The following is a 14,022-nucleotide window of genomic DNA, read 5'->3' on the forward strand; positions in this document are numbered from 1 at the left end:
AACACGCGGGCCCGTCCGCTACAGCATGCTGCGCGGCCGCACCATCGTCCCGTCGGCGAAACGCCCGGCGCGGAACGCCGCCAGGTCGAGCGACGGCGCGCCCGTATCGACCCATTCGGCCAGCAGCCGCCCGACGATCGGCCCCATCGCGAAGCCGTGCCCGCAGAAGCCGGTCGCGATCGCGAGCCCGGACGGCGTGCCGGGCGCGTCGATCACCGGAATCCCGTCGGGCAGCACGTCGATCAGGCCGGCCCAGGCCTCGACGATCTGCGCGTCCTTCAGCGCGGGGAAGATCGCCTTCAGCTTCGCGAGCGCGCGCGGCGCATGCGCGCGATTCGGCTGCGGCTGCGGATCGCGCGGCTCGATCGGCCCGCCTCCGCCGCCGATGCGCGCGCAGGCATCGCGCCACGCGGCGCCATTCAAATGCAGCCGGAACTTCTCGCGCTGCGACCAGAATTCCGGCCAGAACAGGCTCAGGCCGCGCAGATGGCCGAGCGTCAGGTCGACGTCGACCTGCATGTCGTCGGCGAGATTGATCGCGCCGTTGCTGCGTTGCCGGATGCCGAGGCCGTGCCCCCAGATCGTCGACGCGGACACGTCGGGCAACACGTTGGTGCGCATGCAGGTGCCGCGCACGGCCTGCTGCGGCAGCCGGATGCCGACGCCGTCGAGCAGCCGGAAGCTGGTCGCGCCGGCCGCGCAGATCACGCGCCGCGTGCGGATCGTGCCGCGCTCGGTCACGACGCCGACGACCGCGCCGCCGGCCGTCTCGATCGCCGTCACGCCGCAGCCTTCGAAGAAACGCGCGCCGGCTTGCGTCGCGCGCGCCGCGAACGCGGCGGCCACGCGGCGCGGTTCGGCCTGCCCGTCGGTCGCCGTATACAGCCCGCCGAGCGTGCGCGCCTGCGTCGACAGCCCGGTCACGCGTTCGTCGATTTCCGCGCGCGTCAGCGTGCGCGTGTCGAGCCCGTGTTCGCGCGCAACGGCGAGCCACGCCTGGAACGACGCCCAGTCGTCGTCGTTGTCGGCGATATAGAGGCAACCGCCCTGCCGCCATTCGAGGTCGAAGCCGAGCGCCTGCTCGAGCCCTTCCCAGATCCGCATGCCGGCCATCATCAGCGGCACTTCGGCGGACTCGCGGCCCTGCTGCCGCACGAAGCCCCATGCGCGCGTCGATTGCTGGCCGGCAATGCGCGACTTGTCGAGCACGACGGCCTTCAGGCCGCGCAGGCCGAGGTAGTAGGCGGCCGCGCAGCCCATGATGCCGGCGCCGGCGATCACGATGTCGGCTTCGGCCGGAAACGCCGTGTCGGCGTGCGTCAATGCGTCGTGCAGCGGATAGGTGGTCGTCATTGTTCTCTGTTGGCGTCGATACGCCGGCACACTCATCGGCGTTCGCGATGGCATGCGCCGGACAGGCGCCCGGATTGAGGATCGGGAGGGCGAACGTGGGGGAAAGTCGATGAACGATCCGGTGCGCGGCCGCGGCCCCGCCATCGGTGACGGTTGCCCGTCGACCGTCCCTGTTTTTTCGCCTTGACGGCGCTATGTTACCGCGCGATAAACTGTATATCCATACAGTATTTCTTCAGCAGTAACATGATCCTCCCCCCATTCGATCCCCCGAAGCTGAACGACCTCACCGAATGGTGGACGAAGTGCACCTACGCCGACGTCCAGCGCCTGATCCTCGAGGTGCAGCACCTTCGTCTGACGCTGTGGGAACTGAAAGCGCACGTCGCGGATGCATCGCGCGGGATCCGCGTGCTCGATCCGGCCATGCTCGCGCACGGTTCCGCACTGAGACGGCTGACCTACCTGCTCGAAAAGGAAATCGAGCGCGCGAATCCGATCGGCCGCTCGCGCGACGTGTATGCACCGTTTTCCGATGAATGGCGCGCGCGTGAAGTGCTGCGATGTGCATTGCGCGCGCAGCCCGAACCCGCGGAAACCGGCACGCTTCCCTGCACGATTCCGGAATTCCAGCGCATCACCTGGGCCGAGCTTCGCGATCGCTGGCGCCATCTGAGCGACAGGCAATCGAGCCGGCAGAACATCGAGCAACGCATGGTGCTCGAGATCGCGCGTCAGCGATCCGTGATCCTCGCGCGCGCGCGAAAACTCGTCGATGCCGCGATCGCCGAAGCGGCCGCGGAAGGCAAGCAGTTGTTCGCGCTCGATCAACTCAAGCGGCTGCTGTCCGTCGAGCGGGAAGACGGAGAGCCGTTCACGTATATGCCGGCGTAAGGCGATTCGAATTCGGTGGTCGTTTTTCGAGGGTTCTTCGATGTCGTTCGTTTTCCTGATCATGACGACATGACGATACTTTCCCGTGCAATGCGTCGGGCAGGCCATGCTTCATTGATCAATGCCGAAGGCGCGATGACCGCGAGGTCATCGCGCCACATGGACGTTATCGAAGATCGAAAGGCGCGGTTCGCGCCGGGACGATCCCGGTGCAACCGGTATCGGGGTGATCAGTGTGGATAGCTCAACCGACGCGTTTGCGCGCGCACCGTGCGGTTGTACGGCTGAAGCCGCGCGAGCTGTTCGATCGACATCGTGACGACTTCGAGCACATGCCGTGCGATCTCGTCGTCCGTCATGCCGGCGTCGACGTACTGTTCGATGCTCATCGTTCGGGGCGGATGGCTGCCCGCGTCGGCGTCGACGATGTAAATCCTGGCAGTACGGTGCTCCGACGACAACATGAGCTGGACAGTTTTACCGAGAACGACGATCTGCATGCACAAAGTGGCCATTCGCTGCCTCCAATTGCGTTGCCTTCAATCGAGCATCGAACGATACCTCACAACCCGGGCGATGAATCTACTCGCTTCCCCGGATATTCGAAACCATCAGGAATCAATCGCGGGCCGGCTGTCCATCGCCTTCCGCGAACCTTTCTGCCGGGCGCGACGATCCGGGCGCGTCGCCATGCGGCAACGGCGCCACGCGGCAAAGGCGAGAAGGTGCGCGCGACCCCGCCGCGCCTCCGGGCGTTACTCGTGATTTTCGCTTTGAATGGGGGGCGCCCGTTCGGCGCCCTAATGGCTCACAGTGCATGCACCGGCCGGTCGAGCCGGCGCCCGTCGTGCCCGGGCAAACGACGCGCTACGCGTAGCGGCTCAACCAGGCTTCGGAGAATGCTTTCGCGTAGGCGACGGCGTCCGCTTCGGTATCGAATTCGCCCAGCTTGCGGAAAGCGGCCTCGCGGCTGAAACCCAGCTTCGTGACCTCGACCTGGGCGGCATATTTGCCGTCCTCCGTCACGCGCGGTTCGCAGTTCATTTCGTACCCGCGCATCACAAATTTCTTCTGCATCGCTTCAACACTATTTTGAGACGGGCGAATCGTAGCATGGGGTTCCGCCGCGTTCATGCGCGTGCCCGACCAGAGCATCCCCATCGGTTTCATTAGAGTAAGCCGTCGAACCATCCGCGTGTAAGATCCGGGGCCAGCTGGCACGACTCGGACGCCATGTAAAAATTTGTCGCCGACGCAGCGGCACGATGCCGCGCTTCGGGTCGCCGACACGCCCTGCTCTGGTGCATTTCGTCGGCAGTGCGGTGCGATTACGTGCCGCTCGGCGAGGAATCGTGTCCCGGCGTCTCGCGATCCGCGTCCGAAGGTTGCGAACGGGCCAGTGGTGCCTGACGCACGCCTGTGGATCTAGCGTAACGTCGTGACACACCTTTCACAGAAAGGCACCGATTGCGACATGGAATGACACTCGTTTTGCGGTAAAGTTATCTTTTCCGCGCGTGGCCGGTCGGCTCGCCCCTGGACGTCGTAAAGACTGTCCGCCGAGACTGCCGCAAGGCGTCGTTCTGAACGTCACGATCCGTTCCCGTAGCATGACCACTGAAGCAATCACCACGGATTCCCTCGCGGTTGCCGAGCGCGTGCGCGAGCTGATGACCCGCAACGGCATCGGCAAGCGCCAGCAAACCACCGAGCTGTGCCGCATCCTCGACCTGAGCTTTTCGCAGGGTCACCGCAAGCTGCGCGGCAGCAGCCCCTGGACGCTCGCGCAAATCAAGAAAGTCGCCGAAGCCTACGGCGAGCCCGCCGCTCAACTGTTCGGCGCGCAGACGCTCGACCCCGGCATGGTCGGCGCCTATTCGCAGGAGGCCGTCCTGTACGCCGGCGTCGCCGAAATTCCGTGCACCGCCTGGATCGGCGCGCCGCTCGAAGCCGGCGCGCGCCCCGAGTTCGTCGCGTACGAACAGAACGGCCGCTGGCGCGTGCTGCGCCATACGGGCGTGCTGTATCAGAACGCGTACGACGTGCACAAGATCGAGATCTATCCGCGCCGCGCGGAGAGCGACAAGCTCGTCGTCGCGGTGATCGATCCCGATCGCGTCAGCGCGACCGAGTTGTGCCGCTATCTCGAGCGGCAGGGATTCTCGACGGCCGCGTTCGACGGCCTCGCACCGTTCGTCGACGCGCTGCAGGGCCAGGCGTTCGACGCGGTCGTCACCGAATGGCTGTTCGACGACAGCACGGCCGCCACCGCGATCAAGGCGGTGCGCACGTCCGACAATCCGGGCGCGCCGATCTTCGTGCTGACGGGCGACCTGCTCACCGGCCGCGCGAGCGAAGCGGACATCAGCGAAGTGATCCGCGCATTCGACGTCGTCTGCTACGAAAAACCCGCGCGCATGGCGATCCTCAGCGCCGACCTCGCGAAGCGGCTCGCACGCGGGTAATTCCCGCACGCCGTCTACCTCTTTCGCATGGCCGGCGCCCCGGCGGCGCGGCGGTCGTGAACAGGTTCCTCAGTACAATAGCCGGACCCCGTTCACGACCGGCATCCGCCGCCCGACTTCATGGCCCGCCTCATTCCCGACGACTGGAAAAGCCTCGCCGCCACCGGCGCGGCCGAACGCGAGCGCGAGACGCTTGCCGCCCTCGAACACGCGCTGCCGGACAACTACACCGTCTATCACGGCGTGCACTGGACGCGTGCCGACCAGGGTTTCTCGGTGTTCGGCGAAGCGGCGTTCGTCGTCGTGAGCCCGGCCGGCCGCGTGCTGCTGATCGAGCAGAAGGCCGGCTTCCTGCGCGAAACGCCGAAGGGGCTCGTGAAGGTCTACCTGCAGAAGGAGCGCAACGTCCCGATCCAGCTCGCGCGCACGCAGGAGACGCTGCACCGGCGGCTGACCGCTGGGCTCGGCGCGGGCGTCTATGGCGTCGAGGCGCTGCTGTACTGCCCCGACTACGCGATCCGCGAGACGGCGATCGCCGGCGTCGCGGCCGACCGCATCGTCGATGCGTCGCGCAAGGCGCAGCTCGCGCAGGTGATCCTGCAGATCCTGCCCGAGCACGACGAGCCGCTGCCGAACGCAGCGAAGCTGCATCACTTCCTCGCGGACGAACTGGCGCTCACGCCCGACACGAGCGCGCTCGTCGGGCAAGCCGGCACGCTCGTCACGCGGCTGTCGGGCGGGCTTGCCGAGTGGGCGCGCCAGCTCGAGTTCACGCCGTTCCGCTTGCGCGTGACGGGCACCGCGGGTTCGGGCAAGACGCAGCTCGCGGTGCAGGCGATGCGCGACGCGGTCGCGGCCGGCAAGCGCGTGCTCTACGTGTGTTTCAACCGGCCGCTCGCCGACTACATCGCGCGCATCGCGCCGCCCGGCGCGAAGATCGCGAACTACCATCAGCTGTGCGACTGGGTCGCCCGCGACGGCGGCTATACGCCCGACTTCGACACGCCCGGCGCGTTCGAGCGGCTCGAGGCGCGCTTCGCGCAAGCGCCGATTCCGGAACGCTGGCGCTTCGATGTGCTGATCGTCGACGAAGGACAGGACTTCCACGCGCCGTGGGCGGCGGCACTGGAGCGCCTGCTGGCGCCGGACGCCGCGTGGTGGTGGCTGGAAGACCCGCTGCAGAACCTCTATCTGCGCGAGCCCGTCGCGCTGCCCGGCTGGGTCACGCTGAAGGCGCTGACGAACTACCGCAGCCCGCGCGACCTGCTCGAATTCGTGCGCGACGTCGTCGGCCGCGTCGAGCCGCTCGCGGCCGAACTGCGCTCGGGCAGCCCGTTCGACGGTTCCGATCCGTCGGTGTCGTCATACGGGGAAGACGGCGCGTCGGGCGACGCACTCGCCGAAGCGTGCATCGACGCGACCAAGCGCGCGATCACGCACGCGCTGTCGCTCGGCTTCCGCAAGCAGGACATCGCGGTGCTGTCGTATCGCGGCCGCGAAAGCTCGGTGCTCGCGCGGCTCGACCAGCTCGGCCCGCACCGGGTCAAGCGCTTCACCGGCAAGTACGACCTGTTCGGCAACCCTGAATATCGCGAAGGCGACGTGCTGCTCGATTCGATCTACCGCTTCAAGGGCCAGTCCGCGCCGTGCGTGATCCTCACCGAGATCGACTTCGACACGCTCGATGCGCGTGCGGCCCGCAAGCTGTTCGTCGGCGCGACGCGCGCGACGATGAAGCTGCTGCTCGTCGCGTCGGCTCGCTCGGCGGCGCAGCTTGCGGGTGGATGACGCGGCGGAACGACTCTCTCGGCACGAGGATGCTCTCCGTCGTGATGTTCATTGACAATCGGGCACATTTCGTTCTGCCCGGCGCGCTTATCCAGCCGTCTTTCGCCCGGTTCCGGCAGCACCTGGCGATTTATCCGTTTGCAGCCTGTCAGTACGATGCCAGGCCATTCGTTGCAAACGGAATATTCCATGACCGATGTAAAAAAGGTGCCGTACTACAAGCCGCAAAAAGGCTGGTTCGGACCAGAACTGAAGGAATACAAGGGCCATCGGGGATGCATTCCTCTCGATACGCAGAGAAGCGTGTCCATCGACAGGCCTGCACCGGGGCAAAAGCCACCGCCTCCCGAGACAATTTCTCAAGCCTCGAAACTGCCGAAACAAAGTGCCGCGCCTCAATCTCGGCCTCAGCCGAAAGCCGCTCAGACGATCACGCAGGAACCGCCGAAGCAACGGGAATCGGAAGTTTGCGACAACCCACCGGCCTTCGACCTCCAGGACGTGCCGATTGCGATGGACAATCTGGGCTGGAAAGTCTCAGCCAAGCTTGCGCGAATCTGGTTCGCTGGTTCTGCGCATACGTACAACGACGAGCCAACGTCACCCCAGCCATTGAACGACGACAGCATCACACTCGATTGGACGTTGAAATTTGGCAGCATCCGGAGGAAATTCGAATACCTCCTCGCGAACGGCATTTATAGCAGGCGATCCGTAGAAACAGCAACCAACATCGCCAAGCCTTTCGTTAAAAAACTATTTCTCGAAAGAAATTCAACATTCAATTTCAACACCTCACGATTCATCCGCGATTTGCCAAAATTTCACAACGATTGGCAATTTCAGCTGCTACCAATAATAAATTGGGATACCCTGGAAAATCTCTCCCCAACGGATCTCACGGGAGCACTGGCCAATTTCAACATCTACATCGCCATAGGAAATGTTGAGATTTCAAGTGAAAGATACTTCAAATACGAGAAATCAGGAAACCTCTACTGCATCAATGCCACCGGAAAAATCACGCACATCTATGCCTACGTGAAAGACAACTATTCATTCAACGGAAAGCAGTATTTGGGGCATTGGAACAAGTTCGGAGTGGTCATTGCGCCGGGCTCAATGCTCGCCGACTCCAGTTCGCCAAAGCGGGAAACCGACCTCGATATTTGGGCGAAAAGCATCAACAAACCCGTAGACACGCGAAAAGGCTTGCTTGGAAAATTCAAAAAATCCGACGTTTACTTTCCAGTCTACAACGCGGACTATAATCGCTGGAGAGAAAAGCATCAACGAGGCAAGGACTTCATGATATATTCAAAACCCGTCTATCTAAAGCTGAATAAGCCGATCGATCTCAATCTTGGTGAGATATGCAGACTAGAACCATCAGATACATTGGCTTAGTTGTTATCTTTTATATCGCCACCGGCCTGGCCATTCACCTCAACCGCCCTGCCTATGGACGATGCGACTTTTACGATCACCCGGAAACATTAGACGGCGGCATAAGACACATGAATGGAGTCTACTATCGATTCATGATGTGCGGCACTGGCGGAAATGATCAGAACGGGACGAATGACAAAATAGAACTGAAGGTTTTCAACGACAAGGGCGAGCTCGTGGCGAAGAGATACTTCTCCGTCAACTGGTATCACGGGAAAAGCTTTCACCAACCCTTAAGCTATGAGGGCAATGTGGTCCGCTACATCGACTTGACCGATGAGTCAAACCACAACAAATATCTGAAAATTCCGCCCACCAAGTGGGATTGGCTTCGCGCCAGATTGCCTTTGTTTTGAGCGTGTCGAAGCGAACGTATTCCAAGATGAGCTCGTGGAAGGATGTAAATTGATCGGCTCTGAAAGCCCTGCGGACGACGCCAGTGTTCTCGACCGGATCATTCGGGACAACCTGGACTGAGCCTCATCGCGAAGCGCGTCGCGGGCGCCACGCCTGAACAGCCACGATGCCGCCCCGGTGTGTTGCCCGCCCCGCTAACGATCACGCCACCCGAAACGCCCCCACCGCCCGCCGCAGCCCATCGGCCTGCTCCTCGAGCGACGCCGCAGCCGCCGCCGCCTGCTCGACCAGCGCCGCGTTCTGCTGCGACACCTGATCCATCTGCGACACCGCGCGGTTCACCTGCTCGATCCCGTCGCGCTGCTCGTTCGACGCGGCCGCGATCTCGGTCATGATGCCCGTCACGCGGCCGATCGCCTGCTGGATGTCCTGCATCGTCGCGCCGGCCACGCCGACCAGCCGCGACCCCGTCGCGACGCGCTCGACCGACTCGCCGATCAGCGTGCGGATCTCCTTCGCGGCCGACGCCGAGCGCTGCGCGAGCGTGCGCACCTCGCCCGCGACCACCGCGAAGCCGCGGCCCTGCTCGCCCGCGCGCGCGGCTTCGACCGCCGCATTCAGCGCGAGGATGTTGGTCTGGAACGCGATGCCCTCGATCGTGCCGATGATGTCGGCCACCTTCTGCGAACTCTGGTCGATCTCGTTCATCGTGCCGATCACCTCGCCGACGACCGTCGCGCCGCGCGTCGCGATCTCGCTCGCGTTGTCCGCGCACGCCTGCGCCTCGACCGCGTGATCGGCGTTCTGCTTCACGGTCGCCGTCAGCTGTTCCATGCTCGCGGCCGTCTCCTGCAGCGCGGACGCCTGCTCCTCGGTACGCTGCGACAGGTCGGTGTTGCCGGCCGCGATCTGGTGCGTCGCGGTCGAGATCGCTTCGGAACCCTGGCTGACCTGGCGCACCGTATCGGCAAGGCTGCGCTGCATGCCCGTCACACCCTTGACCAGCTCGGCCATCTCGTCACGCGACGACCAGCGCACTTCCGACGTCAGGTCGCCGTCCGACAGGCGGCGGAAATGCGACAGCAGGCGGTTCACCGGTTGCGTGATCGCGAAATGCAGGCCGACCGCGCAGCCGAGACACGCGGCGAGACCGAACGCGATGCCGGCGATCGCGCCCGCGCGCATCCAGCCGTAATAGGTCTGCGCGGTGTCGTAGACGTCCTTGCCGCGCGCGGCCTGGTACGCGTCGAGCGCGTCGGTCGCCTGCGTGAGCGCGACCGACAGCGGCGGCGCGACCGTCATCAGCAGGCGGTCGGCGTCGTCGCGGCGTCCCGCGCGGATCGCATCGATCATCGGCTTCAACGCCTGTCCGATCAGCGCCTGGCGCGCGGCGTCGAGCCGGGTCGCGAGCGGGCCTTCGTCGCCGTCGTGCGGCATCGTCGCGTAGGTGCGCCACGCGGCGTCGGCCTTCGCGAGATAGCCCTCGGCCTTGTTGACGAGCTCGGGCACGTCCGGCGCCTCCGGATGCAGCATCGCGCGGTCGAGCGTGGTGCGCACGATCGTCAGGTTCAGGCTCGCGGCGGACAGCGCGGTCTTCGCGGCCAGCTCGCGCGTATAGGCTTCGTCGAGCGCGCGGTTCGAGCGCTGCATGCCGGTCAGGCCGATCAGGCCCGACACGACGAGCAGCACGGCGACGAGCCCGAGCGTGGAAAAAATCCGCGTACGGATCGAGAAACGGGAAAACAGGGCGTTCAGGTTCATGACGGGACGGGAGCGATAAAGGGTGCCGCGGCAATCGGTCCGCGGCACTCTGGATTACGGTTTGCCTGCAAAAAACTTGAGTCCGGTCCGCCGTCGGGCTGATCGCGATCAATTTTTCCCGGCCGGCAATCTCCTGTTACCGATGCAACAAATCGAGGCCCGGCAGAAATTGACCAGGCAATAAATTATCTCTATATTTCGCTCAATTCCCTGCCATGGCAGATATCTCGATGAGAACCGATACCCTCCTTGCCCCGCCGGCCGCCGACGCGGCCCGCCGCGACGCGCCGACCGGGCTGATCGTCGCCGCGCTGTTGCTCGTCATGCTGCTGTCCGCGCTCGACCAGACGATCGTGTCGACCGCGCTGCCGACCATCGTCGGCGAGCTCGGCGGCCTCGACCAGCTGTCATGGGTCGTCACCGCGTACCTGCTGTCGTCGACGGTCGTGCTGCCGCTGTACGGCAAGCTCGGCGACCTGTACGGCCGCAAGATCGTGCTGCAGGCCGCGATCGTGCTGTTTCTCGCCGGCTCCGCGCTGTGCGGCATCGCGCAGGACATGACGCAACTGATCGTGCTGCGCGCGCTGCAGGGGCTCGGCGGCGGCGGGCTGATGGTCGTCACGATGGCCGCGATCGGCGACCTCGTGCCGCCCGACCGCCGCGCGCGCTATCAGGGGATGTTCGGCGGCGTGTACGGCCTCGCGACGATCGTCGGGCCGCTGCTCGGCGGCTTCCTGGTCGAACACCTGTCGTGGCGCTGGATCTTCACGATCAACCTGCCGCTCGGTTGCGTCGCGCTCGCGGTGATCGGCATCGCGTTCCGGCCGCATACCGCGCACGTGAAGCACCGGATCGACTACATGGGCGCGGCGTTCCTCGCAACGGCCCTCACCTGCGTGATCCTGTTCACGAGCGAAGGCGGTTCGCTGCTGCCGTGGTCGTCGCCGCAACTATGGATGACGCTGGTGCTCGGCGTGGTCGCGGTCGGCGGCTTCATCTACGAGGAGCGGCTCGCGGCCGAGCCGATCATGCCGCTCGAACTGTTCCGCCAGCGCACCTTCGTGCTGATGAGCCTGATCGGCTTCGTCGTCGGCATCGCGCTGTTCGGGTCGGTCACGTTCATTCCGCTCTATCTGCAGGTCGTGAAAGGCTCGACGCCGTCGCAGGCCGGGATGCAGCTGCTGCCGATGATGGGCGGGATGCTCGCGATGTCGGTGGTCAGCGGTCGGCTGATCTCGCGGCTCGGCACGTATCGGCCGTTTCCGATCGCGGGCACGCTGATCGGCGGTGTCGCGATGGCGCTGCTGTCGACGCTGTCGCTCGACACACCGCTGCACACGATGTACGCATACATGGCGCTGCTCGGGATCGGGCTCGGCATGGTGATGCCGGTGCTGACGCTCGCGGTGCAGAACACGGTCGAATTCCGGCACATGGGGGTCGCGACGTCGGGCGCGACGCTGTTCCGCTCGATCGGCGGTTCGCTCGGCGTCGCCGCGTTCGGCGCACTGTTCTCGCACGGGCTGCAGTCGCGGATCGTGCAGGCGCTGCCGGCCGGCACCGAGCTGCCGCCCGCGCTCGGCCCGGCGGCCGTGCACCAGTTGCCGGATGCGGTGCGCGATGCTTACCTGCATGCGTTCGCCGGGTCGCTGCATGTGGTGTATCTCGCGGCGGCCGGCGTGATCGCGATCGCGTTCGTGCTCGCCTGGTTCGTCGAGAGCGCGCCGCTGCGCAAGCACAACTGATTCGCAGGCCGGCGGCAGCGATCGCCGGCCGATCGAAGCCACGAGGCGACCGTTCTCCCGATTTGCGATCGCCGTGCCGCCCCGCCCGCCGTCACGGCACCAGCACCACCCCGCCCGTCGTCTGCCGCGACTCCAGCAAGCGATGCGCGTCGGCCGCCTGTTCGAGCGGCAGCCGCGCGCCGATCTCCACGTGCATCCCGCCCGCGAGCCGCTCGAGCGTCGCGCGCGCCGCTTCCCGATACCCCGCCACGTCACGCGCGATGAAACCCAGCACGCTCGGCCGCGCCAGCGCGATCGAGCGGGCCGGCCCGAGTTCGTCGAGATCGATCGTCTGCCGCGCGCCGATCGCGGCGACCTGCCCGATGCTCGCGACCATCCCGAACGGCCGGACCGCGCCGAGCGTACGCGTCAGCACGTCGCCGCCGATCCCGTCGATCGCATAGTCGACACCCGCGCCGCCGCCGAACGCGCGGGCCGCCGCGACGAAATCCGCCTCGCGATAATCGACCACCGCTTCCGCCCCGTGTGCGCGCACCAGCGCCGCCTTCGCGGCCGAGCCGACCGTGCCGATCACCCGTGCGCCGAGCGCGCGCGCCCACTGCGTCGCCAGCAAGCCGACGCCGCCGGCCGCCGCATGCACGAGCACGGTCTCGCCGGCGCCGACCTGCCGCACGCGGTGCAGCAGCATGTAAACAGTAATGCCTTTCAGCAGCCCGGCCGCGGCCGCGTCGTCGCTCACGCCGTCGGGCACGGGCACCACGCGCTCGGCAGGCAGCGTGCGCAGGCTCGCATAGCTGCCGGTCGGCAGTCCCGCATAGGCAACGCGCTGGCCCGGGACGAGCGCCGTCACGCCGGGCCCGACCGCCTCGACCACGCCGGCCGCCTCCACGCCGAGCGCGTCCGGCAATGCCGGCAACGGGTGCGCGCCGGTCCTGAAATAAATGTCGACGAAATTCACGCCGACGGCGGTCTGGCGAATCCGCACCTCGCCGGCGCCGGGCGGCGCGACGGGCGCATCGACGCGGCGCAGCACGCCGGCGTCGCCGTAGCGGTCGATCCCGATCCGGGTGGCGGTGGCAGTTTGGGTCATGACGTTCCTCGCAATCGAATGAAGTGACACGATCATCCCATCGTGCATAATCGAACGGAATTCCCGTTATGCGCCCATCTACCGTGCAAAATTCGACCGAACCAACGGCAGTGTCCGCGCCGCCGATGAGCTGGGACGACCTCCGCTATTTCCTCGCGGTGATGCGCGGCGGCAGCCTGTCGGCCGCGGCGCGGGCGCTGCAGGTCCAGCATTCGACGGTTGCCCGGCGCATCGACGCGCTGGAGTCCGCGCTCGGCATCCGGCTGTTCGACCGGCTGCCGCGCGGCTGGCCGCCGACCGACGAAGGGCTGCATCTCGCCGAACATGCGGCGCGCGTCGAAACCGACGTACATGCGTTCGCGCGCGCCGCGCAGGGGGCGGCGGCGCTCGAGGGGCTGGTGCGCGTGTCCGCGTCGCCGGTGTTCGCGAGCCACTTCCTCGCGCCGCGGCTCGCCCGCGCGCAGCGCGCGTGGCCCGCGCTGCGGATCGACCTGATGGGCGAAATGCACGCGGCCAACCTGTATGCGCGCGAAGCCGACCTCGCCGTGCGCTTGTCACGACCGAACGAGCCGGGGCTGGCCGCGCGCCGGCTCGGCACGATGCGCTTCGCGCTGTGCGCGTCGCCCGACTGGGCCGCCACGCCGCCCGACACCTGGGCATTCCTCGGTTACGACGACGCGCTCGCGCAAATGCCGCAGCAGCAATGGCTCGAGCGCTTCGCGGCCGGGCGCCGCTTCGCGTTCGTCGCCAACGACCTGGCCGCGCTGCATCGTGCGTGCGTGGCCGGTGCGGGAATCGCGCTGCTGCCGCGCTTTCTCGTCGACGATCCAGCACTCGACGCCCTGCCGGCAGCGTCCCGGTCGCCCGGCGAATCCGAAACCGGCGGTCCCCGCGCCGCGGCCGGTGCCCGCGCCAACGCCCACCAACCCGCCCGTGCCGCCGCGGCAACCGACGCAGCCGCCCCCGCGGCGCTCGTCGAACTCACTGCCGCACCACGCTGCGACATCGAGCGCGAAATCTGGCTCGTCGTTCATCCTGACGTGCGCCGGTCGCCGCGCGTGCAACGCGTCGCGGATGCAATCGCCGACGCGGTGCATGCGGCCGAGGGGCGGCTCTGACG

12 protein-coding genes are annotated in these 14,022 nt (G+C 66.1%); 7 read left to right on the forward strand and 5 right to left on the reverse strand.

The features are described from left to right. Positions 1 to 18 precede the first annotated feature (18 nt). A complete protein-coding gene (locus DIE12_RS12280; RefSeq protein WP_124520721.1) occupies positions 19 to 1,353 on the reverse strand; it encodes an FAD-binding oxidoreductase in 1,335 nt (444 codons plus the stop codon). A gap of 246 nt (positions 1,354 to 1,599) precedes the next feature. Between DIE12_RS12280 and DIE12_RS12285 the strand changes: the two genes are divergently transcribed. Further along, complete coding sequence (locus DIE12_RS12285) at positions 1,600 to 2,247, forward strand: hypothetical protein (protein ID WP_124520957.1); 648 nt, start codon at positions 1,600 to 1,602, stop codon at positions 2,245 to 2,247. Between the two features lie 230 nt (positions 2,248 to 2,477). Here the strand turns inward: DIE12_RS12285 and DIE12_RS12290 are convergent, their stop codons facing one another. Together DIE12_RS12290 and DIE12_RS12295 are read right to left on the reverse strand one after the other, a co-directional pair. Further along, complete coding sequence (locus DIE12_RS12290) at positions 2,478 to 2,762, reverse strand: hypothetical protein (protein ID WP_124520723.1); 285 nt, start codon at positions 2,760 to 2,762, stop codon at positions 2,478 to 2,480. A gap of 352 nt (positions 2,763 to 3,114) precedes the next feature. Then, positions 3,115 to 3,324 carry a hypothetical protein gene (locus tag DIE12_RS12295; RefSeq protein ID WP_044843214.1) on the reverse strand — a complete coding sequence of 70 codons (210 nt, stop codon included), beginning with the start codon at positions 3,322 to 3,324 and terminating at the stop codon, positions 3,115 to 3,117. A 533-nt stretch (positions 3,325 to 3,857) separates the two neighbouring features. On the opposite strand from DIE12_RS12295, the gene DIE12_RS12300 reads away from it, so the two are divergent. From DIE12_RS12300 to DIE12_RS38610, 4 genes are all read left to right on the forward strand, one after another. Further along, positions 3,858 to 4,712 (forward strand): helix-turn-helix domain-containing protein, encoded by an 855-nt coding sequence (locus tag DIE12_RS12300; RefSeq protein ID WP_044843213.1) that lies wholly within the window; start codon positions 3,858 to 3,860, stop codon positions 4,710 to 4,712. Between the two features lie 120 nt (positions 4,713 to 4,832). After that, positions 4,833 to 6,500, forward strand: coding sequence for an ATP-dependent helicase (locus DIE12_RS12305; RefSeq protein ID WP_124520725.1), 1,668 nt, complete (start codon positions 4,833 to 4,835; stop codon positions 6,498 to 6,500). Positions 6,501 to 6,689: 189 nt separating this feature from the next. Beyond that, the gene (locus tag DIE12_RS12310; protein WP_185500293.1) at positions 6,690 to 7,907 is read left to right on the forward strand and encodes a DUF6402 family protein; all 1,218 of its coding nucleotides are present in this window, start codon (positions 6,690 to 6,692) and stop codon (positions 7,905 to 7,907) included. After that, positions 7,874 to 8,305: a hypothetical protein gene (locus DIE12_RS38610; RefSeq protein ID WP_260426896.1), complete on the forward strand. Its 432-nt coding sequence runs from the start codon at positions 7,874 to 7,876 to the stop codon at positions 8,303 to 8,305. Before DIE12_RS12310 ends, DIE12_RS38610 begins: the two co-directional genes overlap by 34 nt. 202 nt (positions 8,306 to 8,507) lie before the next feature. Here the strand turns inward: DIE12_RS38610 and DIE12_RS12320 are convergent, their stop codons facing one another. Then, on the reverse strand, positions 8,508 to 10,067 hold the full coding sequence (locus tag DIE12_RS12320; protein ID WP_124520727.1) for a methyl-accepting chemotaxis protein: 1,560 nt from the start codon (positions 10,065 to 10,067) through the stop codon (positions 8,508 to 8,510). 230 nt (positions 10,068 to 10,297) lie between these two features. Here DIE12_RS12320 and DIE12_RS12325 point away from each other — a divergent pair, with 230 nt between their 5' ends. Further along, positions 10,298 to 11,812: an MDR family MFS transporter gene (locus tag DIE12_RS12325; protein ID WP_124488142.1), complete on the forward strand. Its 1,515-nt coding sequence runs from the start codon at positions 10,298 to 10,300 to the stop codon at positions 11,810 to 11,812. A 91-nt stretch (positions 11,813 to 11,903) separates the two neighbouring features. Here DIE12_RS12325 and DIE12_RS12330 read toward each other — a convergent pair whose 3' ends face one another. Then, the gene (locus DIE12_RS12330) at positions 11,904 to 12,902 is read right to left on the reverse strand and encodes a quinone oxidoreductase (RefSeq protein ID WP_124520729.1); all 999 of its coding nucleotides are present in this window, start codon (positions 12,900 to 12,902) and stop codon (positions 11,904 to 11,906) included. A gap of 125 nt (positions 12,903 to 13,027) precedes the next feature. Here DIE12_RS12330 and DIE12_RS12335 point away from each other — a divergent pair, with 125 nt between their 5' ends. Then, positions 13,028 to 14,020, forward strand: coding sequence for a LysR family transcriptional regulator (locus DIE12_RS12335; RefSeq protein WP_124520731.1), 993 nt, complete (start codon positions 13,028 to 13,030; stop codon positions 14,018 to 14,020). Positions 14,021 to 14,022: the final 2 nt, after the last annotated feature.

Source organism: Burkholderia sp. Bp9015 (assembly GCF_003853505.1).
Taxonomy (GTDB): domain Bacteria; phylum Pseudomonadota; class Gammaproteobacteria; order Burkholderiales; family Burkholderiaceae; genus Burkholderia.

Bases quoted from the DNA above. Each gene is read 5' to 3' on its own strand.
- DIE12_RS12280 (WP_124520721.1), bottom strand. From the start codon at position 1,353: ATGACGACCACCTATCCGCTGCACGACGCATTGACGCACGCCGACACG.
- DIE12_RS12285 (WP_124520957.1), top strand. From the start codon at position 1,600: ATGATCCTCCCCCCATTCGATCCCCCGAAGCTGAACGACCTCACCGAA.
- DIE12_RS12290 (WP_124520723.1), bottom strand. From the start codon at position 2,762: ATGGCCACTTTGTGCATGCAGATCGTCGTTCTCGGTAAAACTGTCCAG.
- DIE12_RS12295 (WP_044843214.1), bottom strand. From the start codon at position 3,324: ATGCAGAAGAAATTTGTGATGCGCGGGTACGAAATGAACTGCGAACCG.
- DIE12_RS12300 (WP_044843213.1), top strand. From the start codon at position 3,858: ATGACCACTGAAGCAATCACCACGGATTCCCTCGCGGTTGCCGAGCGC.
- DIE12_RS12305 (WP_124520725.1), top strand. From the start codon at position 4,833: ATGGCCCGCCTCATTCCCGACGACTGGAAAAGCCTCGCCGCCACCGGC.
- DIE12_RS12310 (WP_185500293.1), top strand. From the start codon at position 6,690: ATGACCGATGTAAAAAAGGTGCCGTACTACAAGCCGCAAAAAGGCTGG.
- DIE12_RS38610 (WP_260426896.1), top strand. From the start codon at position 7,874: ATGCAGACTAGAACCATCAGATACATTGGCTTAGTTGTTATCTTTTAT.
- DIE12_RS12320 (WP_124520727.1), bottom strand. From the start codon at position 10,067: ATGAACCTGAACGCCCTGTTTTCCCGTTTCTCGATCCGTACGCGGATT.
- DIE12_RS12325 (WP_124488142.1), top strand. From the start codon at position 10,298: ATGAGAACCGATACCCTCCTTGCCCCGCCGGCCGCCGACGCGGCCCGC.
- DIE12_RS12330 (WP_124520729.1), bottom strand. From the start codon at position 12,902: ATGACCCAAACTGCCACCGCCACCCGGATCGGGATCGACCGCTACGGC.
- DIE12_RS12335 (WP_124520731.1), top strand. From the start codon at position 13,028: ATGAGCTGGGACGACCTCCGCTATTTCCTCGCGGTGATGCGCGGCGGC.